This is a genomic window from Stenotrophomonas sp. YJH_SMC_133, assembly GCF_059370655.1.
This window is the reverse complement of record NZ_JCAFTW010000014.1, coordinates 46,825-71,876: the sequence shown is the minus strand read 5'-3', so window position 1 is coordinate 71,876 and position 25,052 is coordinate 46,825. Positions and strand designations below refer to the sequence as shown.

Below are 25,052 nucleotides of genomic sequence, written 5' to 3'. Positions count from 1 at the left end.
CCGCTGGCCGGCAGCCCCACGAACCCTGGTAGTGCCGGCCGCTGGCCGGCAACTCCAAGAACCGGAGGCGGCATCACGCCGCCCCCGGTCGCCTGCCTCAGTACGCGACCCAGGCATCGCGCCAGGCGAAACCGGTGCCCGGGCGATAGGCATCGGCGTTGATGTTGCACCACGCACCTTCCGGGAACGGCCGGCAGGCGTAGAGCTTGCCGTCGGTGCCCTTGACCACGGTTTCGCCCGGCGTGTAGCTGCCGATACCGGCCGGATACACGAAGTCGTAGTCGTCACCCGGCGGCGGATCGACCGGATCCACCGGGCCCGGCAGGCGGGTATCGATCTGGAACAGGTTGCCCGGCTTCAGGTAGACGCGGTTCTCGGTGGCCGAGGCGACCGGCGTGATCACGCCGTTCCTCATCACGCCCACACGCGCCTGCTGTGCACTGGCGTTGACCTTGCGGGCCAGCGCCAGCGGCCACTGGTTCGCAGCGGTCTGACCTGCGGCCAGGGTGATCTCCGGACGCTCCAGATCATTGCCCTGGGCGTTGAACACGCGCAGCGTCAGGGTGGTGCCTTCTTCCAACGCACCGCGGGCGGTGACCGGGCCGGCGTCCTGCCACTGCGGCGGCGGTTCAACGCCACCACCGCCTTCGAAGCGCACGTCCGCGCAGGTATAGAACGCTTCACCGGAATCCGAGCGCTGCCAGGTGTTGTAGATGATGTGCTGGCCGCTGCGCTTGGGCAGCGGGCAATCCAGCTTGTAGACGTCGCCGGAGACCGGCACGTTGCCCAGCGTGCAGAATTCCTGCAGGTCGGCCCAGCGCAGCGGGCTGCCCGGTTGCCAGCCGTCGCGGGTGACGTAGAACTTCCACTCGCGGGTAGCATGCGGGGCCGGTGCCTTGAACTCGAAGGTGTAGCGCCCGCGCGAATCGGCGCGGATCGGCGAGGTCGGCCAGTCACTGCGGTTCAGATCGAGGCCGCGGTACTTGCTGTTGCCGCCGCTGCACAACTCGCCATCTGGAACCACCGCTTGATGGTTGCCGTTGGCGTTGGCCTGGTTGACACCGGCCCAGTCGTAGAACGGCTGGGCGCCGCCGATGGCCTTGGCGGCGGCGCAGGCCGGGTTGGTCGGATTCTCCGGATTGCCCTCGTGGCACTGCTTCACGCGGCTGAGCGGCTTGGACAGGGTGCCGTGGGCGAAGGCGTTGCCGGACAGTGCCAGGCCGACAACGGCGGACAGTGCGAGGACGGCCCGATGGGACAGGTGCATGCAGGAACTCCTTTGCGAAGTGTTGGAAACCTCGCGGAGTCTTCCCATGTAGCCGCCATATGCCCATCAGACAAGTTTGAAAGGCTGCTGCGCTCCTCTGTTTCTGCAACGCGCGCCCCACTGCGCGGCAGGGGAGCCAGGAGGCGGTGTGATGTGCACCGCCTCCCACATCACTGCGTCAGTACGCGATCCACGCATCGCGCCAGGCCGCGCCCACGCCCGGCCGGTAGGCCTCGGCATTGACGTTGCACCATGCACCCTCCGGGAACGGGCGGCAGGCATACAGCTTGCCGTCGCTGCTCTTCACCACGGTCTGGCCCGGCACATAGCTGCCGATGCCCGCCGGGTACACGTGGTCGAAATCACCACCCGGCGATGGCGTACCCGGGTCCGGCACCTGGGTATCGAGCTGGAAGCGGTTGCCGTCCTTCAGGTACACGCGATTGTCGGTGGCCGACGCCGACGGCGTGATCACGCCATTGGCAAGCACGCCCACGCGCGCATGCCGGGCACTGGCATTGACCTTGCGGGCCAGCGCCAAGGGCCATTGCTCGGCCGAGGTCTGGCCGCTGGCCAGCGTCGCTTCCACACGTTCGACATCGTTGCCGCTGGCATTGAACACGCGCAGTGCCAGCGTCGTACCGACCGGCAATTCACCGCGGGCGGTGACCGGGCCGGCATCCTGCCATTGCGGTGCCGGCGCCGTACCACCGCCGCCGCCTTCAAAGCGTACGTCCATGCAGGTGTAGAACGCTTCGGTCGAATCCGAGCGCTGCCAGGTGTTGTAGATCACATGCTGGCCGGTGCGCTGCGGCAGCGTGCACTGCAGCTTGTAGGTGCCATCGGCAGAGAGCGGTGTATTGCCCAGCGTGCAGAACTCCTGCAGGTCGGCCCAACGCAACGGGCTGCCCGGTTGCCAGCCGTCGCGGGTGACGAAGAAGCGCCAGTCGCGCGTGGCGTGCGGCGCGGTCGCCTTGAACACGAAGGTGAACTTGCCATTGGCATCGGCGTGGATCGGCGTGGTCTGCCAGTCACTGCGGTTCACGTCCAGGCCGCGGAAGGTGGCATTGTTGCCGCTGCACAGCTTGCCGTCGGGCACCACCGCCTGATGGTTGCCGTTGGCGTTGGCCTGGTTGATGCCGTTCCAGTCGTAGAACGCCTGCGATCCGCCCACCGCTTTCGCGGCGGCGCAGGCCGGGTTGGTCGGGTTCTCCGGATTGCCCTGGAAACAGGCATAGACGCGGCTGACCGGCGTGGTCATGGTGCCGTGGGCAAAAGCATCGCCGGCCAGCAACAGGCCAGCGGCGGCCAATGAAGTAGCCAGCAGCAGCGGTGTGGATTGGAATGACATGGCGCTTCCTTGTGGTCGTCGAAAGAGAGCGGTGACCGCAGAGTTGCGCTGCGCGGCGGACTTTCGGCGGCACCATGGCGAGTATCGAGTTGCGGTGCCGGGTGCGGAACCATGGAAATGCTGATCCGTGACTGTGGGTGTGAAGCCCTTCCCGCGGGCTTCACGTGGGCCTGAACGGATGCGCTGGCGATCACGTGTCCGGCGTGGCAACGATCACGTCGTGGAGATCCGGCCATGTCGGTGTCATGCCGACGCGATCCGCCTGGCACGAGAAGCAGCCGTGGGCCGCGTTGTGCAGCTGCACGAAGGCCACGGCAGGGTCGGCAAACAGCGCGTCCAGCCGAGCGCCGACATCCGTGCCTGCGCTGATCTCGGCGGCCAGCATCAATGCAGCCTGGTCATAGGCGCGCAACGAGATCATCCGGCGCTGCACATACGGGGGCACCTCGCCTGGCGGCAGCACGCAACGGGTCACGCCACGCTGTACGAAGATCGGGCCCGAGGCGTGATACGGCGAGTGCAGGGGCAGGTGCACATGGGACAACAGCAGCAGCTCGCTGCCACCGGGCGGATCGCTCAGGCTGATCCGGCAGGGGTGTCCTCCTGATTCGCCGGCCCAGCGACGCCGGATGCCCAGCGCAGCCAGCGCGGTGTCGCTCTTTTCGAACAGGTGCAGGAACGGGCGGTGGTCGATGCCACCGAGGTACCACGCATGCATGGGCGTCTCCTTGGTTTTCCGCGGATTCTGCGCAGGCACCGGCCGCCGTGCTCGCCGTTTTCAGACCCCGCATCTCCATCGGGCCAGGCAGCGCCACGGGGAACGCAGCACAAGGCGCCAAGATGCGCTCGTCACCCCGGCCGATGAGCGCCGCATGTCGCTGGATGTCCCCACCTTCACCGTGCTTGGCTTCCTGCTCTGCATCGCTGGGGCCATCTGGCCGGAGACGAGGTACTGCGCCACTTCGCTGCGTTGATGCAGCACGGTTTGCAGGGCCATGAGACGCTGCTGGGCCGCTACGGTGGCGAGGAGTTCGTGCTGGTGCTGGCCGGCAGCACGCAGGCGGAAGCGATGGCGCGGGCTGCGGCGATCCGTACCGCTCTGCAGCAGAAGCCGGCGCGACTGGCCACCGGGGCGGTGACGTTCACTGCCAGCATCGGCCTGGCGATGGACCACGGCCAGGGCGAGCTGTCCACGCTGCTGGCAGCGGCAGACGCGGCGCTGTACCGGGCCAAGGCCGCCGGCCGCGATCGCCTGGCCTGCGCCACGCCTGCGGAGATTTCGCGTCTGCCCATCGCCGACGACGCCGTGCCCGTGTAAGTTGAGTCACATCTTCCGCGGCAGCCCGTCGTGGTTGCCAGGAACGTCCTCCAGGGGAAACGAGCACGATGCAAAGACACCACCTCGCGTTGGCCGCAGTGTTGGCCAGCCTGATGCTTGCCGGATGCAGCCAGTCACCGTCACCCGGCGCCGAAGGCGCCAGCGATGCACCCAGCCGCCGTTTCGGCACGATCGACTTCCAGCCCTGCACGCTGTCCACGGTAGGTGCCAGTGCCAACGTGGAAGCGCAGTGCGCCACCCTGCAGGTGCCGGAGGACCGGGCCCAGCCCGCTGGCCGGCGCATCGGCCTGCGCATCGCCTGGCTGGAATCGGGCAGCAGCGGCTCCAGCCAGCCCGACCCGGTGTTCTTCCTGGCCGGTGGCCCCGGCCAGGCCGCCAGCGAAGTGGCCGTCATCGTCGATACCGCGCTGCGCCAGGTGCGCAAGCAGCGGGACATCTTCCTGGTCGACCAGCGCGGCACCGGCGGCTCCAACCCGCTCAGCTGCCTCGGCGCGGACGGAAAGGAACTGCCGATGGACGAGGACGCGGCGCCCTCCGAGGCCTTGCTGCGCGACTATGCCCAGCGATGCGCGGCTTCCCTGCAGGGACGTGCGGACGCACGTTTCTACACCACCACCGAAGCCATTGCCGACCTGGACGCGGTCCGCCAGGCCTTGGGCGTGGACCGGGTCAATCTGATCGGTGCGTCCTACGGCACCCGCGTGGCCCAGCGCTATGCGGGTACCTATCCACAGCACACCCGCAGCATCGTCATCGATGGCGTGGTGCCGAATGAGCTGGTGGTGGGCGGCGATTTCGCCAGGACGTTCGAAGACGCGATCGCCCTGCAGTCGGCGCAGTGCCGCAAGGACGCTGCCTGCAGCAGGCGCTTCCCGACCGATACCCGTGCGCAGCTGCGCAGCGTGGTCGAGACCCTGCGCCGTGCACCGGTTCCGGTCGAGTATCGCGATCCTGGCACCTACGACACCCGGAAGGATGTGCTGACACCGGACAGCGTGGTGGGCCTGGCTTTTGCGTTTTCCTACGTACCCCAGTACGCCTCATTGCTGCCGCTGGTTCTTGATGAAGCCGCGCACGGCCGCTACGCGCCGCTGGCATCGCTGGCACGCGGTGCGAACCGCAGCATGGATTTCCAGATCAACCGTGGCATGCACTGGTCGGTGATCTGCAGCGAAGACGCGCCGCGCTACCAGGCGCCGGCCGAGGATCCCGGGCGCCTGTTCGGCAACGACGTGGCACGTTCGTTCTTTGCCGCCTGCCCGGCATGGCCGCACCGGCCGGCACCGGCAGCCAATGCCGTGCCGCTGCGCAGTGACGTACCGGCGCTGCTGTTGTCTGGTGAACTGGACCCGGTGACCCCGCCGCGCTATGCCGAGCAGGTCCTCAAGGGCCTGCCCAATGGACGCGCGCTGGTTGCCCGTGGCCAGGGCCACGGCACGCTGACCGCCGGCTGCATGCCGCGCCTGCTTGGCCAGTTCATCGACACGACCGATGCCAAGGCGCTGGATGCCGGCTGCCTGGACACGCTGAGCTACGTGCCGGCGTTCACCTCGTTCAACGGATGGGAACCATGATCGTCGCCGACAACCTGCACAAGGCCTTCGACACCCGCACCGGCCGTATCCAGGCAGTGTCCAACGTCGGCTTCCGCGCCGAGGATGGCCGCATCACCGGCCTGCTGGGGCCCAATGGTGCCGGCAAGACCACCACCATGCGCATGCTGTACACGCTGATGACCCCCGACCAGGGCAGCATCAGCGTCGATGGTGTCGATGCTGCGCGCAATCCGGTGGAAGTGCGTCGCCATCTCGGCGTGCTGCCCGACGCGCGTGGCGTCTACAAGCGCCTGACCGCGCGTGAGAACATCGCCTACTTCGGCGAACTGCATGGCCTGTCGGCCGAGCGCATCCGCGAGCGCATCGAGGTGCTGTCGCACGCGCTGGACATGGGGGACATCCTCGACCGCCAGACCGATGGCTTCTCGCAGGGCCAGCGCACCAAGACCGCGATCGCCCGCGCACTGGTGCACGACCCGCGCAACGTCATTCTCGATGAACCGACCAACGGCCTGGACGTGATGACCACCCGCGCACTGCGCCGCTTCCTGCTGGGCCTGCGCGAAGAAGGCCGCTGCGTGATCCTGTCCAGCCACATCATGCAGGAGGTGGCCGCGCTGTGCGATCACATCGTGATCATCGCCAAGGGCACGGTGATGGCCGCCGGCAGCGCCGATGAACTGCGCGCGCAGTCCGGCGAATCCAACCTGGAGGATGCGTTCGTGAAACTGATCGGCAGCGAAGAGGGCCTGCACGCATGAGCATGATGTCGACCCTGATGACGGTGATGCGCAAGGAGCTGCGTGACCTGTCGCGCGACCGCCGTACGCTGGCGCTGACCCTGCTGTTCGGGCCGCTGCTGTACCCGCTGCTGATCCTGGGCATGGGCAAGCTGTCCGAAAGCCGCGTGCGCACGCAGATCGAGCAGCCGCTGCAGATTCCCACCATCGGCGCCGAACATGCGCCGAACCTGGTGCGCTTCCTGGCTGCCCAGGGCCTGAATGCCGCTGCTGCGCCGAAGGACCTGGCCGAGGCCATCCGTTCGCAGGACATCGACGTGGCGCTGCGCATCAGCCCGGACTTCGGCAGGGACTGGGCCGATGGCAAGCCGGCGCTGGTGGAGGTGATCAGTGACAGCACACGACGCGCCGCCGAGGTGCCCACTGCGCGCCTGCAGGCGGCGTTGGCCACGTACAACGGGCAGGTAGGGGCGCTGCGGCTGATGGCGCGGGGCATCGACGCCCAGGTCGCACGGCCGCTGGACGTGGCCAGCCAGGACATGGCCAGTGCCGAAGCCAAGCGTGGCCTGATGCTGTCGGCGTTGTTGCCGATCCTGCTGACCCTCACCTCGTTCCTCGGTGGTGCCTATCTGGTAATGGACACCACCGCCGGCGAGCGTGAGCGGCAGTCGCTGGAGCCGCTGCTGGCCACGCCGGGGTCGCGCAGTGCCATTGTCAGCGGCAAGATCGCCGCCGCCTGCATGGTCGGCTTTGCGTCGCTGCTGTTGACCCTGGCCGCGTTCAAGGTGAGCGCGCAGATCGCCCCCGGCAACATTGGCCGCCAGCTCAACATGAACATCATGGCGATGGTGCAGATGCTGCTGGTGATGCTGCCGATGCTGCTGATCGGCACCTCGCTGCTGACCTTCCTGGCCGCAGCGGCCAAGAGCATGAAGGAAGCGCAGAGCCACATGACCTGGTTGATGCTTCTGCCGATGCTGCCGGGCTATGCGCTGATCGCCTACCCGGTGAAGAGCCAGCTGTGGCAGTACGCCGTGCCGTTCCTGTCGCAGAACCAGATGCTGCTGAAGGTGATCCGCCACGAGACCATCACACCCGCGGTCTGGGCCATCTACCTCGGCGCCAGCCTCGGCCTGGCCGCCGTGCTGTGGTTCGCCGCCGTGCGCCGTTATCACAACGAGCGCCTGGCCATCTCCGGCTGACCGTAAAAGGGGACGGAGGGGATTAAGTCGTTTCTAACCCCCCCGCGCCCTTCTTCTGAGGGCGCCCCCGCTTGCGCAGCATCACGGGGCGACCCAGCGTCCGTTCCACCATTCGCAGGTAAGCTGCATTTCCCAACGGATGCTGGCCGGCACTGTGCGCACGGATTGCCGGCAGGTCAGCGGACGCGTTCATGTCCTGCAGAAACTCCGCATAGAGCATTGCCCGCTGTCGCTGGGTCGGGGCGAGCGCCTGGAATGCGGGATGTTCTGTCAGCATCGGATCGTGGCGCCGCTGCAGGTTTCCATGCACGCTCGACCATGGGTGATCTTCCGGGGCGGCAGTCATGCCTGCACGAACCGGATTGAGTTCGATGTAGCGATAGACGCTGAGCAGATAGGCGTCGCTGTCCACCATCGAAGAATGGAAGCGGCCCTGCCAGAGCGGTCCGCTGCGCTCATGCCGCTGATTGAACGCCTGGACATAGTTGTTGCCCTGCATCCGCATCGCATTCGCCAAGCCAACACGCGTGGAAGGTGTGGCCAACAGATGAACGTGATTGCCCATCAATACGTAGGCATGCAGTGCGACCTGATGCTTCAGGAACGCGCTGTGCAACAGGTGCAGAAACAGCTGACGGTCGATATCGTCAACGAAGATCGCCCCCTTGTTCACACCGCGCTGGGTTACGTGGTACGGCTGTTCGGCCAACATCAGGCGTGCTTGTCGAGGCATGGCAGTTCGGGGCTTCAAGAATTCATCAGACTGCCGCCTCCGTGACCTTGAAGGGCATCAGGCGATGCCGCGAGATGGCGTGGGGGAGGGCAGAAGCGACTTAATCCCCTCCGTCCCCTTTTCCATACCGCGCAGGCGTCACCCCCATCTCGCGCTTGAACACGGCGATGAAGGCGCTGGGCGTGTCGTACCCCATCGACAGCGCGACGCTGATCACCGGCTCGCCGGACAGCAGGCGTGGCAGCGCCAGCAGCACCCGCAGGCGTTGCCGCCACTGGCTCAGCGTCATGCCGGTCTCGGCCAGCCAGTGGCGGGCCAGGCTGCGGCCGGACAGGCCACTGCTGGCGGCCCAGTCCTCGACGCTGCGGTTGTCGTGCGGCGCGCGAGCCAGCGCGGCGGCGATCCGGCCCAGGCGCCGGTCACGCGGTTGTGGCAGGGCCAGCGGCAGCGGCGTGCTGGCGGCAATCTCATCGGCGATCACGCCGGCCAGGCGTGCCTGCGCAGCATCCAGTGGCGCATGGGGCCATTGCAGCGCACGTGCTGTCGCCGCCTGCAGCAGCGCATTGGGCTGGAAGATGCGTGGTGTGGCGGGCAGACCCAGGCAGGCCTCCGCGTTGAAGTACAGGCTCCAGCCATTGAACCCGTCTGCGCCCAGCAGCGCGTGGGGCAGCAACGGCGGTATCCAGGCGACGTGACCTGCGGGCAGCAGCCAGTGCAGGTCGTCGGCGGCGATCCGCAGCAGCCCCTGGTACGCACCCAGCAGCTGCCCACGCGCATGCCGGTGGCGGGCCGTGCGACGCTTGCCGAGCTGGTGCAGCCGGGCCGCCAGCACCACCGGTCCATCGGTGGCATCGGCCAGCGCGGGGTCGAGCAATGCGGCGGTTGTCTGATCTGCCATATCGATTGGCAGTTATACGGCAGAAACGTCGCCTCCGGGCCCCGACACTGGGGCCCACTTCAACGGAGCGCTTCCCCATGCAGCCACACGACATCCTCCCCGACCATCAGAACGACGTGCAGGTGAACGGCCTCACCGTGCGCAAGGGCAGTGTCGGCGCCTTCCTGGCCAGCGTCCGTGACTGGCAGGATCCCGCCAGCGATGTTGCCACCCGTTCCACTGCCGAAGCCGACCTGCGTGCGCTGCTGCCGGGCCTGCACGCGTTGGGCCTGTTCCAGGTGCTGACGGCGCGCGATCCGGCACTGCAACACCTGATCGATGGAGCGGCCTGAAACGGACAAGGCCCGGACATGCCGGGCCTTGGCGTCATTGCAGGGGCAGAAACGACTTAATCCCCTCCGTCCCCTTTTTCGTTCAGTTGTTGCCCGGCGCGAACACCAGCGTACGGCGGGTGGTCACCGGCGCGCTGACCGGCTCGAAGCGCCAACGCTTGACCGCGTTCAGGGCTTCACGGTCGAACACGCGTCCCGGCGTCGCGCGCAGCACGCGAGCGTTCACCACCGAGCCGTCAGTGCCGACGGTGATCTCCACCAGCACTTCGCCGGAGGTTCCCGAACGCAGCGCTTCGCCCGGATAGCGCGGCGCCGGTGTGCTGACCGGGCGCAGGGTGGGCGCTGCCGGTGCGGCGGCCTGGCGTGCGGCGCTGGCCTGCTGGGCGGCAGCCTGCTGCTGCTTCTGCTCGGCCTCGCGGCGGGCGGCGGCCTGGCGCTCGGCTTCCTGGCGCTCGTTGTCGCGGCGCGCGGCATCCTGCTGCGCGGCAATCTGCTTGGCGGCGTCGGCTTCCTTGGCGCGCTGCTCGCTCAGGCGCTGCTGCTCGGTCTGCTGCTTGCTGCGGTCCTCGGCGTCCTTCTTGGCCTTCTCGGCTTCCGCTTCGGTGCGCTTGGCGGCGTTCTGCACGCCCTTGGCCAGGCCGTCCTTCAGGCGCGGCAGGGCCGGCGCGGATGCATCCACCTTCTCGATCAGTGCCACCAGGCGCTGCGCTTCGGTGTAGTCCTCGCGGCCCAGGTGTTGCTCGGCGGCGATCAGGGTGTACGGCAGCAGGTCGGTCAGTGCGCTCTTCACCGAGGCGTCGTCCGGCGTCTTGTCACGCAGGGCGAGGTAGTACTCGATGGCGTTGTCGCCGGCCGGTGCATACATGCGGTTCTCGCGCAGCGCCTGGCTGGCCGACTCGCGCAGCTGCTCGGTACCCATGGACTGCACCTTGGCAGCAACCGCCGGTGCGGCGGGTGCGGCAGCGGCAGGCGCCGTGGCGGCAGCAGGCGCTGCGGATTCTTCCTTGCCCGAGCAGGCGGCCAGTGCCAGTGCCAGGGCAACCGGCAGCCACCGGCGCGCGGCGGTGATCGTTGAGACGTGCGACATCCTGCTCCCCTCTAGAAGACGACGTGACGTAAATCATTGATACGCATGGCCGGGACCTGCGGTCCGGGCGCGGCAGGGTGACGTTTCCCGACGCCACCGCCGGCAACGGCGAGGGTGCAATCTAGCATCCCGGCCACCGCCGCGCACAAGGGACGGTGGCCGGAATGGGGCAGCGGCGGTCAAGCCGCTGGCGGCGGCGACCTCAGTGGTCGTGTGCCTTGTCGTGCGACCTGCTGTGGCTGTTGGACATCAGCTTGTCGGTCCAGGCGATGCCGATCGCCGACAGGATGAACACGCAGTGGATGATGGTCTGCCACAGCACGCCATCCTGGGTCAGCATCGAGCAGCGGGCGACACCGATGTTGGCAGCGGCCACGCTCATCTGCTCCGGCGTGCACAGCGGGATGCCGCCCAGCGCACCGCTGGCGATGAAGGTCTTCAGCAGGTGGATCGAGGAGATGCCGATGATCGCCATCGCCAGCTTCACCTTCAGCACGCTGGCATTGACGTGGCTCAACCATTCCGGCTGGTCCGGGTGGCCTTCCAGGCGCAGGCGCGAGACGAAGGTCTCGTAGCCGCCGACGATCACCATCACCAGCAGGTTGGAGATCATCACCACGTCGATCAGGCCCAGCACGATCAGCATGATCTGCTGCTCGCCCATCGACACCGAGTGCGAGATCAGGTGCCACAGTTCCTTGCCGAACAGGAACACGTAGACGCACTGCGCCACGATCAGGCCCAGGTACAGCGGCAGCTGCAGCCAGCGTGAGGCGAAGATCAGCGTGGACAAGGGGGAGAGCGGCGGGCGGTTTGCACTCATGCGAGGGATGCTGCGTTGCGGGGGAGAGGCGAGGTTACCGGCCCGCCATGACGGTGCCAACCCAACTCACGCACTAGACTTCAGGTTCCTTTCCGCACCCCGAGCCGCCGCCATGATCGACCTGTATTACTGGCCCACCCCGAACGGCCACAAAGTGACCCTGCTGCTGGAAGAAACCGGCCTGGAATACCGCATCCACCCGGTCAACATCGGCTCGGGCGACCAGTTCAAGCCGGAATTCCTGGCGATCTCGCCGAACAACAAGATGCCGGCCATCGTCGACCAGGCCCCGGCCGATGGCGGTGCTCCCCAGAGCGTGTTCGAGTCCGGCGCGATCCTGCTGTACCTGGCCGAGAAGACCGGCCGCTTCCTGCCCAGCGACCCCCGCGGCCGCGTCACCACCCTGGAGTGGCTGTTCTGGCAGATGGCCGGCCTGGGCCCGATGAGCGGCCAGATGGGCCACTTCAACGTATACGCGCCTGAAAAGATCCCGTATGCCATCGAGCGCTACGACAACGAAGTGCGCCGCCTGCACGGGGTGATGGACAAGCGCCTGGCCCAGCACGCCTTCCTGGCCGGCGACGAGTACACCATCGCCGACATGGCCAGCTACCCGTGGATCGGCGCCTACGACACGCTGCCGGTGGATTTCACCGCGTTCCCGAACCTCAAGCGCTGGCATGAAGCCATTGCCGCACGCCCGGCCACCCAGCGGGCCTATGCCCTGCGCCAGCAGGTGAACCCCAACGCCGGCAAGCCGCTCAGCGACGAGGAGCGCAAGCACCTGTTCGGCCAGCGCTGACCGCCTCGGGGTCGGATCCCTTTGCAGCGCAAAGGGCTCTGACCCCAGCACCAGGCCATGGGCAGAAGGTCATGCTGCCTTCCCGCACAGGCTTGGTTAGGATGGGGGACGACCGCTCCGCGTCCATCGCGGGGGCGGACCTGCCGTTTGCCGGGATCCTCCATGCGCCACCTGTTCGCTTCGCTCGCCCTCATGCTCGCCACCAGTACCGCCGCCCACGCTGAAAAGCTGACCCTGGAAGCCATCACCGGCCCGTTGCCGTTGTCCGGCCCAACCCTGATGAAGCCGAAGGTGGCGCCCGACGGTTCGCAGGTCAGCTTCCTGCGCGGCAAGGACAGCGACCGCAACCAGCTGGACCTGTGGAGCTACGACATCGACAGTGGCCAGACCCGGTTGCTGGTTGATTCCAAGGTGGTGCTGCCCGGCACCGAGACCCTCAGCGACGAGGAGAAGGCCCGCCGCGAGCGCCAGCGCATCGCCGCGATGACCGGCATCGTCGATTACCAGTGGTCGCCGGACGCGCAGCGCCTGCTGTTCCCGCTGGGCGGCGAGCTGTACCTGTACGACCTCAAGCAGCAGGGCCAGGCGGCGGTGCGCCAGCTGACCCATGGTGAAGGCTTCGCCACCGACGCCAAGCTGTCGCCCAAGGGCGGCTTCGTCAGCTTCATCCGCGGCCGCAACCTGTGGGTGATCGACCTGGCCAGCGGCAGGCAGCTGCAGCTGACCCGCGACGGCAGCACCACCATCGGCAACGGCGTTGCCGAGTTCGTCGCCGACGAGGAAATGGATCGCCACACCGGTTACTGGTGGGCGCCGGACGATTCGGCGATTGCCTTTGCCCGCATCGACGAATCGCCGGTACCGGTGCAGAAGCGCTACGAGGTCTATGCCGACCGCACCGACGTGATCGAGCAGCGTTACCCGGCCGCCGGCGATGCCAACGTGCGCGTGCAGCTGGGCGTGATCGCACCGGCCGCCGATGCGCAGCCGCGCTGGGTCGACCTCGGCAAGGAACAGGACATCTACCTGGCCCGCGTGGACTGGCGCGATGCGCAGCACCTGAGCTTCCAGCGCCAGTCGCGTGACCAGAAGCAGCTGGACCTGGTGGAAGTGGCACTCGATTCCAACCGCCAGCGCGTGCTCGCCCACGAGACCAGCCCGACCTGGGTGCCGCTGCACAACAGCCTGCGCTTCCTCGATGACGGCAGCGTGCTGTGGTCGTCCGAACGCACCGGCTTCCAGCACCTGTACCGCATCGACAGCAAGGGCAAGGCCACCGCGCTGACCCACGGCAACTGGCCGGTGGATGAGCTGCTGGCGGTCGATGAAAAGGCTGGCAAGGCCTACTTCCGCGCCGGCATCGAGACCTCGCGCGAAAGCCAGATCTACGCGGTGTCGCTGCAGGGCGGTGAGCCGCAGCGCCTGTCGAAGGCGCCGGGCATGCACAGCGCCAGCTTCGCCCGCAACGCCAGCGTCTACGTAGACAGCTGGTCCAACAGCACCACGCCGCCGCAGATCGAACTGTTCCGCGCCAATGGCGAGAAGATCGCCACCCTGCTCGAGAACGACCTGGCCGATCCCAAGCATCCGTATGCGCGCTACCGCGATGCGCAGCGCCCGGTGGAGTTCGGCACGTTGATGGCTGCCGACGGCAAGACCCCGCTGAACTACAGCCTGATCAAGCCGGCCGGCTTCGATCCGTCCAAGCGCTACCCGGTGGCGGTGTACGTCTATGGTGGCCCGGCCAGCCAGACCGTCACCGACAGCTGGCCCGGCCGTGGCGACCACCTGTTCAACCAGTACCTGGCCCAGCAGGGCTACGTGGTGTTCTCGCTGGACAACCGTGGCACCCCGCGCCGTGGCCGCGACTTCGGTGGTGCGCTGTATGGCAAGCAGGGCACGGTGGAAGTGACCGACCAGCTGCGCGGCGTGGCCTGGCTGAAGCAGCAGCCATGGGTGGACCCGGCGCGCATCGGCGTGCAGGGCTGGTCCAACGGCGGCTACATGACCCTGATGCTGCTGGCCAAGGCTTCGAACCAGTACGCCTGTGGCGTGGCCGGTGCGCCGGTGACCGACTGGGGCCTGTACGACAGCCATTACACCGAACGCTACATGGACCTGCCGGCGCGCAATGAAGCGGGTTACCGCGAAGCGCGCGTGCTGACCCATATCGATGGCCTGCGCTCGCCGCTGCTGCTGATCCACGGCATGGCTGACGACAACGTGTTGTTCACCAATTCGACCAGCCTGATGAGCGCGTTGCAGAAGCGTGCACAGCCGTTCGAGCTGATGACCTACCCGGGTGCCAAGCATGGCCTGTCCGGCGCCGATGCCCTGCATCGCTACCGCGTGGCCGAAGCCTTCCTGGGACGTTGCCTCAAGCCCTGATCCAGAAACGGGAAGGAGCCCGCCGATGACCCTGCCACCGCCGATTCCCGCCCATGACCCGGCATCCGCCGGTTGGTGGTGCCGCCACTGGCGCTGGGCGATGCCGTTGATGGTGGTGCTGGTGCTGGGTGGTGCAGGGGGTGTGGTGACCTGGAGCGTGCTGCGCTGGAGCGAGGCGGCACGCGAGAGCCCGCCGATGCGCGAGGCGCTGCGGCGGGCGGGCTGCAGTATTGAACTGGTGGAAGCGTTCGGTGAGCCGTTGAACATCGAGTCGATGCCGCTGGGCAGCATGCAGACGGCGATCAACGGCCAGCGTGATGTCGGCCTGACCGTAGCCCTGGAAGGACCGCATGCGCACGGGCGGTTGTTCGTGCAGGGTACCCGTCGCGATGACGTGTGGGACTACCCGGTGATGTACGTGTTGGGCGAGGACAAGCAGACCTTCGACCTGACGGCGCTGGATGACGACGAGGCCGCGCAGGAGTGCGAGCTGAAGGCCTGCCGTGATCGCGGCGAATGCCCGCTGACCGCCGCGCTGTGACCTCCGGGCGCAGGCGACTGCGGGACGTCGACTGGGTAGAGTCGACCGGGTAGGGTCGACCGGGTAGAGTCGACTGTCAGTCGACTGCTCTTCGATCAGACAGCGAAAACCCCCGCGCTGCGCGCGATGGTCGACCGGGGTAGAGTCGACTGTCAGTCGACTGCTCTTCGATCAGACAGCGAAAAACCCCGCGCTGCGCGCGATGGTCGACTGACAATCGACTCTACTCCCGCCAGGTTTCCGCGGAGCCCGGCTGCACAACCAGCCCGCCATGACTTCCCACCGATTGTCGCCATCGCCGTGAGCGCGTAGGGTGCGGGCAACCCTTTGCTGGAGTGTCCCATGAAGCCGATTGCGCTCGCCGTTGCCCTGGCCCTGACTGCCGCACCGCTGCTGTCCGCACCACCGGCGCTGGCGGCACCCTCCGCCAAGGCCGCCACCCCGGCCAGCCCGGCCTGGGTCGCCCGCAGCAATGCGCTGGCGCAGATTCTGCTGGACGCCCAGGGCCCGTTCCAGCCGGAGGAAACCGGCTTCTTCGGCGTGCCCGGCTACGACGACAAGGTGGCCGATCTCGGCCCGGACAACGGCAAGCGCTACCGCGCTGCCATGGCCAAGGCACGTGACGAACTGAAGGCAAAGCTGGCCGTCGAGAAGGATCCCAATGTCCGCCAGGACTTGGAAATCATGATCCACGCCGCCAGCCAGAACATCGAAGGCAGCGAGCTCAACGAGAAGTACCTGCTGCCGTGGAGCGATGCGCCGCAGACCGTGTTCAGCGGCCTCAACCTGCTGCTGTCCGACCAGGTGCCGGCCGAGCGCCGGGCCAAGGCGGTCGACCGCCTCAAGGCCTATGCCGGCCTGCAGCCGGGCGGCACCGCCTTCACCACGCTGGCGCGCCAGCGCTACGAGGAACGGCTGAAGGACAGCAGCCTGTTGCAGCCGACGAAGATTGAAGTGCAGCAGTCGCTGGACAACGTCGAGACCTACATCACCGGTATCGAGTCGCTGCTGAAGAAGTACCAGATTGCCGGCGCCGATGAAGCAATGAAGGCGCTGGCCGGGCAGATGAAGGACTACGCCGCCTGGACCCGCAAGGAGGTACTGCCGAAGGCACGTGCCGACGCACGCCTGCCGGCGCCGTTGTACGCCTACCAGCTCAAGCAGGTCGGCATCGACATCGACCCGAAGCTGCTGATGCAGCGCGCACAGCTGGAGTTCATGGAAACCCGCTCGGCGATGCAGCAGCTGGCACCGCTGGTGGTGAAGGACAAGGGGCTGAAGGTGGCCGACCCGAGCGATCCGGTGGCGGTGATCCGCGCGCTGAAGGCCGACAAGATCGCCGACGATCATCTGGAAGGCCACTACCGCAAGGTGATCGATGCGATCGATCCGCTGATCCGCGAGCACGCCATCGTGGACGTGCCCAAGCGCGCCATGCAGATGCGCCTTGGCTCGGCCGCCGAGAGCGCGGCCAGCCCGGCCCCGCACTTCCTGCCGGCCCCGCTGGTCAACAACACCGGGCAGCAGGGCACCTTCGTGCTGCCGCTGGGCAACCCGGCAGCGGGCCCGGGCGCGCAGTACGACGACTTCAACTTCGGTGCGGCAGCATGGACGCTGAGCGCGCATGAAGGCCGCCCCGGCCACGAGCTGCAGTTCACCGCGATGGTCGAGCGTGGTGTGTCGCTGGCACGCACCATGTTCGCGTTCAATTCGGTGAACGTGGAAGGCTGGGCGCTGTACGCCGAAGCCGAGATGGTGCCGTACGAGCCGCTGGACGGGCAGATGATCGCCCTGCAGTTCCGCCTGCTGCGCGCCGCGCGCGCGATGCTCGACCCGATGCTCAACCTCGGCCTGACCGACCGTGCCAACGGCGAGCGCGTGCTGATGGAGCAGGTCGGCCTGTCCAAGGCGATGGCCACGCAGGAACTGGACCGCTACATGGTGCGGATGCCGGGCCAGGCCGGTAGCTACTTCTACGGCTACACCCGCATCCTGGAACTGCGCATGCAGACGGAACTGGCGCTGGGTGCGAAGTTCGACCGCCTCGCGTTCAACAACTTCCTGCTCGACCAGGGCCTGCTGCCGCCGGACCAGTTGGCCGACGCGGTGAACAAGGTGTTCGTACCGAAGTACAAGCGCTGAGCATCACCGGGTAGTGCCGGCCGCTGGCCGGCATTGCCCCTGGCGCAGGAAGGACTCTTGGGGTTGCCGGCCAGCGGCCGGCACTACCTGCGGTGACGCTGCTGCGTCACCGCTGCGGGGTAATCACCTGTGTCGGCAACCGCGCCGGCGGTGCCGGATTCGGCACCCAGATCGCGACGCCTGCGGCGCGCTTCTGCGTGGTCGGAATCCCGATGCCGACGCCGCCACCGACGTGCGAGCCGAACGTGCCCGCGCCCACGGACATGCCTACCGGCGAACCGCTGCTGCCCACGCCCATCAGCACCACGCCGTTGGCGCCCAGCGCTGCGGCTTCACGCTTCAGGCGGGCCACGGCGGCGTCGGTCTGGCCCTGGGTGCCGAAGCCAACGGCGGAAGACGATTCCAGCTGGGCGATTTCCTGGGAGCCGGCCGGTGGCGTCGAATAGATCTGCACCAGCGCCGGATCGATCGGTGCGCGGGCGCGGCCCAGCATCACCTTGGAGGTGCTGGCACAGCCGGCGGCGACCAGCAGCATGGCCGCCAACGCGGCCCAACGGATGTTCATGGCACTTCCCCTGCAGGACTGGTTGCGATGATCGGCGGGCCACTCTGAATCGGCGCCAACACCCGGGCCAGGGCACGCACGACAGCACGCTAGCACGGGTCGGGTGACAGCCCCGCCAATGGCAGTAGGCGGCAGCAACGGGAACGATTATGGTGGGGCCAGGAACCAACTGCGGGAGAGCGGCATGGGTGTGATCAGTCTGTTGTGGGGCGTATTGGCGCTGTTGTGGATGATCCTGGCGTTGATTCCGCTGCTGGGCTGGGGCAACTGGTTCCTGATCCCGTTCGCCGCGGTCGGTGCGGTGATCGCCGCGCTGGGCATCCTGTTCACCCACCCGAGCAAGCGTGGCCGGGCGTGGGCCGGGTTGGTCCTGAACGGTATCGTGGTGGTGGTCGGCATCCTGCGTCTTGGCCTGGGCGGCGGCGTGGTCTGAGCCCGGTCCCGGGTGCGACAGGGCGTCGCAGGCACACGGCCGATGGCCGGGCGGGGGCGTACAATGAATGGCTGCGCGAGCCCCCCGCGTGCCTGTGAATCCGCGCCCCGCGCGGCTGCCCCATGATCATCCGACCCCGTCCCCACGGCTGGCAACTGCTGTACATCCTGCGCGGTTCGATCGTCAAAGCGATCGCGCCGAAGGTGCTGGCCATCCTGATCCTGTCCATCGCCGTGGCTGCGGTGGTCGAACTGGCGCCCCCCACCGGCATCGAACGCGTGTCGGTGACCCCGTTCACCCTGCTTGGCCTGGTGCTGTCGATCTTCCTCAGCTTCCGCAACAGCGCCTGCTACGACCGCTGGTGGGAAGGACGCAAGCTGTGGGGCCAGCTGGTCTACGAATCGCGTTCGCTGGCGCGCCAGGTAAACCTGCTGCTGGCCGACGACGCGGGCCGTCGTCGTCGCGTCGCCTACCTCACCACCGCGTTCGCCCATGCGCTGGCGGCGCGACTGCGTGGTCGCATCGTCGCCCTGGCAGCACTGCCGTGGCTGGACAAGCGCCAGCGCGAACAGCTGGGCCAGCGCGAGAACGTGCCCGATGCACTGCTGGCGATGATCGCGGCCGAACTGGCGCATGCGCTGCGCGCCGGCCAGCTCGAGCCCATCCTCTACACCCAGCTGGAAGAGCGCCTGCACGCGATGTCGTCGATCCAGGCCGGCTGCGAGCGCATCCTCACCACGCCGCTGCCGTTCGCCTACACCCTGCTGCTGCACCGCTGCGCGTGGATGTTCTGCGTGCTGCTGCCGTTCGGCCTGGCCAGTTCGCTGGGCTGGGGCACGCCGGTGCTGTCGGCGGTGCTGGCCTATGCCTTCTTCGGCCTGGACCAGCTGGGCGAAGAAATGGAAGACCCGTTCGGCCTGGAGCCGAACGACCTGCCGCTGGACGCGCTGGTGCGCACGATCGAGATCGACCAGCTCGATGCGCTCGGCGAACGCCCGTTGCCCGAACCCCTGCTGCCGCAGGGCTACCTGTTGCAATAGCCACTCTTCGGAGCCTGCCATGTCCCATCCGCTTTACCGCCCGCGCCGCATGCGCCACGACGAGTTCTCGCGTCGCCTGATGCGCGAGAACACGCTGACCACCGATGACCTGATCTACCCGGTGTTCGTGCACGAACTGGCCGGCCGCACCGCAGTGCCGTCGATGCCGGGCGTGGAGCGGCTGTCGATCGAAGAACTGCTGAAGGTGGCCGAAGAGGCGCTGGAGCTGGGCATTCCGGTAATCGACCTGTTCCCGGTGATCGACCCGTCGCTGAAATCGCTGGATGCATCGGCGGCGTGGGCCGAGGACGGCCTGGCGCAACGCGCGATCCGCGCGCTGAAGTCGCGCTTCCCGGAACTGGGGGTGATGACCGATGTGGCGCTGGACCCGTACACCACCCACGGCCAGGACGGCATCATCGACGACAAGGGCTATGTACTGAACGACATCACTGTCGAAGCGCTGGTCAAGCAGTCGGTGTCGCATGCCGAAGCCGGCGTCGACATCGTTTCGCCGTCGGACATGATGGATGGCCGCATCGGCGCGATCCGCCGTGCGCTGGATGCCGACAACCACGTCAACGTGCGCATCATGGCTTACTCGGCCAAGTACGCCTCGGCGTTCTACGGTCCGTTCCGTGATGCGGTGGGCAGCGCGGCCAGCCTCGGCAAGGCCGACAAGAAGACCTACCAGATGGACCCGGCCAACGGCGACGAGGCCCTGCGCGAGATCGCACTGGACCTGGAAGAGGGCGCCGACATGGTGATGGTCAAGCCGGGCATGCCGTACCTGGACCTGGTGCGCCGGGTGAAGGAGAAATTCGGTGTGCCGACCTTCGCCTATCAGGTGAGTGGCGAGTACGCGATGATGAAGGCCGCCTTCGCCAACGGCTGGCTGGACGAGCGCGCCTGCGTGCTGGAGTCGCTGCTGGGCTTCAAGCGGGCCGGTGCCGATGGCGTGCTGACCTATTTCGCGCCGCAGGTGGCGCGATGGCTGCGCGAGCGCTGACAATAGCGCCACGATAGACGGAGGACTGCGCGATGGGACCCGAACTGGGATGGATGCAATGGCTGATCTGGGGCACCGGCACGCTGGTGTTCGGCGCCATCATCGTCGGTGTCTTCATCGCCGCCTGGCGCGCGGGCAAGCGTCCACCGGAGCAGCTCTCCGCCGCCCGCCACGTGGCCCGTGAGCAGGCCCTGCCGGACAGCGTGCAGGCCGAGCTGGCCGCGCTGAACCAGCGCAAGGACAATGGCCAGCTGAGCGAGATGGAGTACGAGCAGTTGCGCGCCAAGGTGTTGTCGCGCTGACGGGCAATGCCCGGGGTCGGATCCCTTTCCGCAGGAAAGGGCTCTGACCCCTGCGCGGGCGCCATCCACGCGCGGCGTGGATCTACCGCACGCACCCGGCCACCGCCGCCACCTTCGGCACCGCCAACCGGTACACGTCCACGCCACCGGCACGCGGTGCCCTGGCCGCGCTGCTGGCCACCATCATTTCGCCTGGCTTGGCGTTGTCGATCACCGGCGCGCCGGTCCAGCCGCCGGTCTGGTTGAACGACAGTCCCAACGGTTGCAGGGCCGCGCCACTCCACGCGCAGCCGCTGCTCCACACCTGTGCGGTCGTGCCGTTGCCGCGGCTGAACACCACTGCGCCATCGTTGCCCAGCCAGTCGCCGTCGGTCTCGTCATCGGCGCTGTTCAACGCTGTCAATGCGGTGGCCGGGCCGCGCATGCCCTGCGCATCCAGCGTCGCCACGAACAGGTTCCAGCCGGCGCCACGGCCCTGTTGGCGGGCAAACAGCAGCCGCGTGCCGTCCGCGCTCAGGGCCGGCCCGCGCTCTTCGTGGCGTCCACCGTCGCCGGCCATGGGGTGCGCCTTGCCCAGCCGGCCATCGGCTTCCACCGCAGCCCGGTACAGCGCCAGCGCGCCTTCGCGGCCGGCGGCGAACAACAGCCAGCGGCCGTCGCGGCTGAAGTAGGGATCGCGGGCCTCGCCGGCCACGCCTACCGGCAGGGCCTGCGCCTGCTGCCAGCGGCCATCGACCACGCGCGCCTCCCACAGGCCCCAGCCGGCTTCGCCGCGGCGGGCGAAGACGATGCGCTGGCCGTCGGCACTGATCGTGGCGCGGCCCTCGTCGGCACGGGTCGAGACCACGCCCATGCCTTCGATGCCGTACTCGTTCAACGCCATCGCCACGGGGGCAGAGAGTAGACTGGCGGCAAGCACCAGCAGGGGCAGGGTGATGCGCATCATCCGGTTCCATGCACGAACAGAGCATCAGTCTAGCCAGCTTGAGGATTCCATGACCGACCGTTACGCCGTCTTCGGACACCCCGTTGCCCACTCGAAGTCGCCGCAGATCCACGCGACGTTCGGTCGCCAGGAAGGCATCGCGGTGGATTACCGCGCGATCGACCTGGCCCCGGAGGCGTTCCTGGCCGGCCTGGAGGCCTTCGCCGCCGACGGCGGTGTCGGCGCCAACGTCACCTCGCCGCACAAGGAGGCCGCGTTCTCGGTGTGCACCACCCTGACCGCACGCGCGCGCCGCGCCGGTTCGGTCAACACGCTGCTGCGCAAGGGCGACCGCTGGCATGGCGACACCACCGACGGCATCGGCCTGGTGCGTGACCTGACCGACCGCCATGGCCTGGACCTGCGTGGCCGCCGCATGTTGCTGATCGGTGCCGGTGGCTCCGCGCGCAGCGTCGCCCCGGCGCTGCTTGATGCCGGCATCACCGAGCTGGTGGTGGTCAACCGCACGCCGGAACGCGCCGATGAACTGATCGATGCGATGGGTGAGCCGGGTCGCGCGATCAGCCGCTACTGGGAAGACCTGCGTGATCTGGGTGACTTCGAACTGATCGTCAACGCCACCTCGGCCGGCCGCGACCGTGACATCGAGTTCAAGCTGCCGCTGTCGCTGGTCAACTCGATGACCACCGCCGTCGACCTCAACTACGGCGAAGCGGCGATCGCCTTCCTGGCCTGGGCGCGCGCCGCGGAGTGCCGCAATACGGTCGATGGCCTGGGCATGCTGGTCGAGCAGGCCGCTGAGAGTTTCCTGCAGTGGCACGGTGTGCGCCCGCAGACCGACGAGGTCTACCAGTCGCTGCGCCAGGGCTCGGCCGTGCTGGCCGGCGAGGACTGATCGATGGACGGCACAACCCTGCTGGTCACGGTGCTGAGCATGGTGGGCGTGCGCCTGCCGGTGCTGATCGCGCTGTGCGTGGGCCTGGTCTGGGTGGTCGGCGCACCGCGCGATGCCACCCGCACCGGTGCCCTGGTCGGCCTGCTGCTGTTGCTGCTGGCCAGCCTCGGCGGCATGGCGGCGGGCATCCTGCCGATGTGGATGGTCCGCAGCGGTGATTTCAGTGCCGTGTCGAGCTTGAGTGCCATCCTCGGCGTGCTGCATTTCGCGCTGGCGATGGTCGAGGCCATCGGTGTGGTGCTGGTGGTGTGGGCGCTGGTGCGCCTGCTGCGTACCCGTACGCTCCCGGCCGCCTGACCGGTCGCGCCGGGCCATGCCCGGCGTATCTGCCCCTGGGATGGTCCGGTCATTGGACCGGGACCGCCAGCGGGCGTCGTCGCTGGCCCGTTCAGGGTCCCAGCGGCGGTGAATGCGGCCGGCCATGCGACAATGCCCGGCCTGATCCAGCTACGGTAATTCCCGGCGTGACCGAAACCGTCGCCGCTCCGCGCACCCTCGATGACACCTTGAAGGACGCGATCCGCAAGGCGTACACGACGCTGCAGGCCAATACCCCCGGCTTTTCCACCCGTCGCTCGCAGAGCCAGATGATCGGCGTGGTGTCGCGTGCGCTGTCGAAAAGCGGTGGCGTCGGCGTGGTCGAGGCGCCCACCGGCGTCGGCAAGAGCCTGGGCTACCTCACCGCAGGCGTGCCGATCGCATTGGCCAGCAAGAAGAAGCTGGTGATCAGCACCGGCACCGTGGCGCTGCAGTCGCAGCTGGTCGAGCGCGATATCCCGAATTTCCTGAAAGCCACCGGCCTGGAGGCGACCGTGGCGCTGGCCAAGGGCCGTACCCGCTACCTGTGCACGCGCAATGCCGCCGAGGCGCAGGGCGAGGGCTCGCAGGGCGGCATGTTCGAGGATGACGCGCCGCTGTTCGACCGGCCGCTGGCGCCGATCGAAATGGACATCGCCAAGCGCCTGACCGACGCCTTCACCAGCGGCAGCTGGGATGGCGATATCGACAACGCACCGGAGACCATCAGCCCCGGCCTGCGCAGCCGCATCACCACGCCGGCTTCGGGTTGCGCCGGGCGCCGTTGTGCGTACTCGGCACAGTGCGCGGTGCTGCGTTCGCGCAACACCGTGCGTGACGCGCAGATCGTGGTCACCAATCACGCGCTGCTGCTGTCGGCGCTGTCGATCGGCGACAGCGACAACGGCCAGCCGTTGATCGCACCGCCGTCGGACATGCTGCTGGTGCTGGACGAAGGCCATCACATCGGCAACGTGGCGATCGACCAGGGCGCGGCCAGCCTGGCGCTGGACGAGATGGCCAAGCGTACCGGCCGCCTGCAGATCCTGATCGCCGGCGCCTACCGCGCGGTCGACAAGGATCGCCTTGGCAACCTGCTGCCGAACGAAGCGATCGAGGTGGCCAGCAACGTGGCCAAGCAGCTGCGCGCGTTCCGCGATCATATCGAGCGGGTGTGGATGCCGGCGCCGGCGGACGAAGAGCCGATGTGGCGCGCGGCCAATGGGCGACTGCCCGAGGCCTGGCGCGAGCCGATCGAGGCGTTGGCTGACGATACCCGCAGCCTCTACAACTGGGCGCACGCCGCCACCGCGCAGGTGGCCAAGGGCAAGCCGGACGATGCCGCGCGCGAGCGCCTGCAGCGCAACCTGGGCATGGCGCTGGAAATGATCGAGCAGCAGTACAACCTGTGGCAGGCCTGGCGTCGCGAAGACAAGGACGGTGCGCCGCCGATGGCGCGCTGGGTCACCGCCACCCGCGACGGCGACCTGGTGCTGCACGGCTCGCCGGTTTCGGCCGCGCACGTGCTGCGCAAGCTGCTGTGGGATGAAGTGGACTCGGTGGTGATGACCTCGGCGACGCTGACCGGCGGCGGCGATTTCCAGTCGCTGGCGATCGACAACGGCATTCCGGAAGAGGCCGAGATGGTCTCGCTGTCGTCACCGTTCGACCTGCCCAACCAGGCCGAACTGATCGTGCCGAAATTCCCGGTCACTCCGGACGACCGCGAAGGCCATCCGCGCGAAGTGGCGCGCTATCTCGACACCGAGCTGGACTGGGCCAAAGGCTCGATGGTGCTGTTCACCTCGCGCTGGAAGATGGAGAAGGTGGCCGGGCTGATGTCGGCCGCGCGCCGCAAGCAGGTGCTGGTTCAGGGCGAGATGTCCAAGACCCGCCTGATCGACGAGCACCTGCGCCGCGTGGCCGCAGGCGAGGGTTCGGTGCTGTTCGGACTGAACTCGTTCGGCGAAGGCCTCGACCTGCCCGGTGAAGCCTGCACCACGGTGGTGATCACCCAGGTGCCATTCGCGGTGCCGACCGATCCGCAGACCGCCACCCTCAGCGAATGGTTCGAGGGGCGTGGGCTGAATGCCTTCAACCTGATCGCCATTCCGCATGCGTTGCGCACGCTGACCCAGTTCGCAGGCCGCCTGATCCGCACTTCCACCGACACCGGCCGCGTGATCATCCTCGATTCGCGGCTGCTGACCCGCCGCTACGGCAAGCGCATCATCGACGCGCTGCCGCCGTTCAAGCGTGTGATCGGCTGACCGGTAGTGCCGGCCGCTGGCCGGAAAAAAGGGG

General features: G+C 67.7%; 25 protein-coding genes. 16 read left to right on the top strand and 9 right to left on the bottom strand.

All coding sequences use genetic code 11. From position 1 onward, the window contains the following. Positions 1-97: 97 nt before the first annotated feature. The 3 genes from AC5P78_RS18705 to AC5P78_RS18695 all read right to left on the bottom strand — a co-directional run bounded on the left by AC5P78_RS18705 (position 98) and on the right by AC5P78_RS18695 (position 3,336). Entirely contained in the window at positions 98-1,267 is a 1,170-nt protein-coding gene (locus AC5P78_RS18705) for a lytic polysaccharide monooxygenase (RefSeq protein ID WP_005411565.1), read from the bottom strand. Between the two features lie 178 nt (positions 1,268-1,445). After that, entirely contained in the window at positions 1,446-2,618 is a 1,173-nt protein-coding gene (locus AC5P78_RS18700; RefSeq protein ID WP_099527026.1) for a lytic polysaccharide monooxygenase, read from the bottom strand. A 190-nt stretch (positions 2,619-2,808) separates the two neighbouring features. Further along, positions 2,809-3,336 (bottom strand): DUF1203 domain-containing protein, encoded by a 528-nt coding sequence (locus AC5P78_RS18695; RefSeq protein ID WP_049403666.1) that lies wholly within the window; start codon positions 3,334-3,336, stop codon positions 2,809-2,811. 198 nt (positions 3,337-3,534) lie between these two features. Here AC5P78_RS18695 and AC5P78_RS18690 point away from each other — a divergent pair, with 198 nt between their 5' ends. The 4 genes from AC5P78_RS18690 (at position 3,535) to AC5P78_RS18675 (ending at position 7,455) form a co-directional block, all read left to right on the top strand. After that, a complete protein-coding gene (locus AC5P78_RS18690) occupies positions 3,535-3,936 on the top strand; it encodes a diguanylate cyclase (protein WP_309252306.1) in 402 nt (133 codons plus the stop codon). 68 nt (positions 3,937-4,004) lie between these two features. Beyond that, positions 4,005-5,531 carry an alpha/beta hydrolase gene (locus AC5P78_RS18685; RefSeq protein WP_043034476.1) on the top strand — a complete coding sequence of 509 codons (1,527 nt, stop codon included), beginning with the start codon at positions 4,005-4,007 and terminating at the stop codon, positions 5,529-5,531. Beyond that, positions 5,528-6,274, top strand: a complete 747-nt coding sequence (locus AC5P78_RS18680) for an ABC transporter ATP-binding protein (protein ID WP_005411560.1) — start codon at positions 5,528-5,530, stop codon at positions 6,272-6,274. The genes AC5P78_RS18685 and AC5P78_RS18680 overlap by 4 nt, the downstream gene beginning before the upstream one ends. After that, a complete protein-coding gene (locus tag AC5P78_RS18675) occupies positions 6,271-7,455 on the top strand; it encodes an ABC transporter permease (protein ID WP_032967061.1) in 1,185 nt (394 codons plus the stop codon). Before AC5P78_RS18680 ends, AC5P78_RS18675 begins: the two co-directional genes overlap by 4 nt. Positions 7,456-7,477: 22 nt before the next feature. On the opposite strand, the gene AC5P78_RS18670 is transcribed toward AC5P78_RS18675, so the two are convergent. Together AC5P78_RS18670 and AC5P78_RS18665 are read right to left on the bottom strand one after the other, a co-directional pair. Beyond that, positions 7,478-8,188, bottom strand: coding sequence for a transposase (locus tag AC5P78_RS18670; protein WP_005414833.1), 711 nt, complete (start codon positions 8,186-8,188; stop codon positions 7,478-7,480). A gap of 100 nt (positions 8,189-8,288) precedes the next feature. Beyond that, a complete protein-coding gene (locus AC5P78_RS18665; RefSeq protein WP_414498330.1) occupies positions 8,289-9,086 on the bottom strand; it encodes a helix-turn-helix domain-containing protein in 798 nt (265 codons plus the stop codon). A 77-nt stretch (positions 9,087-9,163) separates the two neighbouring features. Here AC5P78_RS18665 and AC5P78_RS18660 point away from each other — a divergent pair, with 77 nt between their 5' ends. Further along, entirely contained in the window at positions 9,164-9,418 is a 255-nt protein-coding gene (locus tag AC5P78_RS18660; protein WP_005414831.1) for a hypothetical protein, read from the top strand. An 82-nt stretch (positions 9,419-9,500) separates the two neighbouring features. Here AC5P78_RS18660 and AC5P78_RS18655 read toward each other — a convergent pair whose 3' ends face one another. Then, the gene (locus AC5P78_RS18655; protein ID WP_005414830.1) at positions 9,501-10,505 is read right to left on the bottom strand and encodes an energy transducer TonB; all 1,005 of its coding nucleotides are present in this window, start codon (positions 10,503-10,505) and stop codon (positions 9,501-9,503) included. Between the two features lie 202 nt (positions 10,506-10,707). Then, positions 10,708-11,328, bottom strand: coding sequence for a TIGR00645 family protein (locus AC5P78_RS18650; protein ID WP_012481561.1), 621 nt, complete (start codon positions 11,326-11,328; stop codon positions 10,708-10,710). Between the two features lie 112 nt (positions 11,329-11,440). Here AC5P78_RS18650 and AC5P78_RS18645 point away from each other — a divergent pair, with 112 nt between their 5' ends. From AC5P78_RS18645 to AC5P78_RS18630, 4 genes are all read left to right on the top strand, one after another. Next, positions 11,441-12,130 (top strand): glutathione binding-like protein, encoded by a 690-nt coding sequence (locus AC5P78_RS18645; protein ID WP_099473829.1) that lies wholly within the window; start codon positions 11,441-11,443, stop codon positions 12,128-12,130. A gap of 162 nt (positions 12,131-12,292) precedes the next feature. Continuing rightward, positions 12,293-14,518 carry a S9 family peptidase gene (locus tag AC5P78_RS18640; RefSeq protein WP_188246433.1) on the top strand — a complete coding sequence of 742 codons (2,226 nt, stop codon included), beginning with the start codon at positions 12,293-12,295 and terminating at the stop codon, positions 14,516-14,518. A gap of 25 nt (positions 14,519-14,543) precedes the next feature. Then, complete coding sequence (locus AC5P78_RS18635; RefSeq protein WP_049403671.1) at positions 14,544-15,059, top strand: cytochrome c oxidase assembly factor Coa1 family protein; 516 nt, start codon at positions 14,544-14,546, stop codon at positions 15,057-15,059. Positions 15,060-15,401: 342 nt separating this feature from the next. Beyond that, complete coding sequence (locus AC5P78_RS18630) at positions 15,402-17,201, top strand: DUF885 domain-containing protein (RefSeq protein ID WP_005411550.1); 1,800 nt, start codon at positions 15,402-15,404, stop codon at positions 17,199-17,201. Positions 17,202-17,307: 106 nt separating this feature from the next. On the opposite strand, the gene AC5P78_RS18625 is transcribed toward AC5P78_RS18630, so the two are convergent. Further along, positions 17,308-17,766 (bottom strand): hypothetical protein, encoded by a 459-nt coding sequence (locus AC5P78_RS18625; RefSeq protein ID WP_024958198.1) that lies wholly within the window; start codon positions 17,764-17,766, stop codon positions 17,308-17,310. Positions 17,767-17,950: 184 nt separating this feature from the next. Between AC5P78_RS18625 and AC5P78_RS18620 the strand changes: the two genes are divergently transcribed. The 4 genes from AC5P78_RS18620 to AC5P78_RS18605 all read left to right on the top strand — a co-directional run bounded on the left by AC5P78_RS18620 (position 17,951) and on the right by AC5P78_RS18605 (position 20,550). Further along, on the top strand, positions 17,951-18,199 hold the full coding sequence (locus tag AC5P78_RS18620) for a hypothetical protein (protein ID WP_005411548.1): 249 nt from the start codon (positions 17,951-17,953) through the stop codon (positions 18,197-18,199). Positions 18,200-18,321: 122 nt separating this feature from the next. Continuing rightward, positions 18,322-19,239, top strand: coding sequence for a bestrophin family protein (locus AC5P78_RS18615; RefSeq protein ID WP_005411547.1), 918 nt, complete (start codon positions 18,322-18,324; stop codon positions 19,237-19,239). Between the two features lie 19 nt (positions 19,240-19,258). After that, the gene (gene hemB / locus AC5P78_RS18610) at positions 19,259-20,248 is read left to right on the top strand and encodes a porphobilinogen synthase (RefSeq protein ID WP_005414824.1); all 990 of its coding nucleotides are present in this window, start codon (positions 19,259-19,261) and stop codon (positions 20,246-20,248) included. A gap of 32 nt (positions 20,249-20,280) precedes the next feature. Further along, the gene (locus AC5P78_RS18605; protein ID WP_005411545.1) at positions 20,281-20,550 is read left to right on the top strand and encodes a hypothetical protein; all 270 of its coding nucleotides are present in this window, start codon (positions 20,281-20,283) and stop codon (positions 20,548-20,550) included. A gap of 82 nt (positions 20,551-20,632) precedes the next feature. Here the strand turns inward: AC5P78_RS18605 and AC5P78_RS18600 are convergent, their stop codons facing one another. Then, a complete protein-coding gene (locus tag AC5P78_RS18600; RefSeq protein ID WP_049417654.1) occupies positions 20,633-21,496 on the bottom strand; it encodes a TolB-like translocation protein in 864 nt (287 codons plus the stop codon). A gap of 49 nt (positions 21,497-21,545) precedes the next feature. Here AC5P78_RS18600 and aroE point away from each other — a divergent pair, with 49 nt between their 5' ends. From aroE to dinG, 3 genes are all read left to right on the top strand, one after another. Beyond that, positions 21,546-22,391 carry a shikimate dehydrogenase gene (gene aroE, locus AC5P78_RS18595; RefSeq protein WP_012481556.1) on the top strand — a complete coding sequence of 282 codons (846 nt, stop codon included), beginning with the start codon at positions 21,546-21,548 and terminating at the stop codon, positions 22,389-22,391. A gap of 3 nt (positions 22,392-22,394) precedes the next feature. Beyond that, positions 22,395-22,748, top strand: a complete 354-nt coding sequence (locus tag AC5P78_RS18590; protein WP_005411542.1) for a hypothetical protein — start codon at positions 22,395-22,397, stop codon at positions 22,746-22,748. 167 nt (positions 22,749-22,915) lie between these two features. Beyond that, complete coding sequence (gene dinG, locus AC5P78_RS18585; protein WP_005411541.1) at positions 22,916-25,018, top strand: ATP-dependent DNA helicase DinG; 2,103 nt, start codon at positions 22,916-22,918, stop codon at positions 25,016-25,018. The last annotated feature ends 34 nt before the right edge of the window (positions 25,019-25,052 follow it).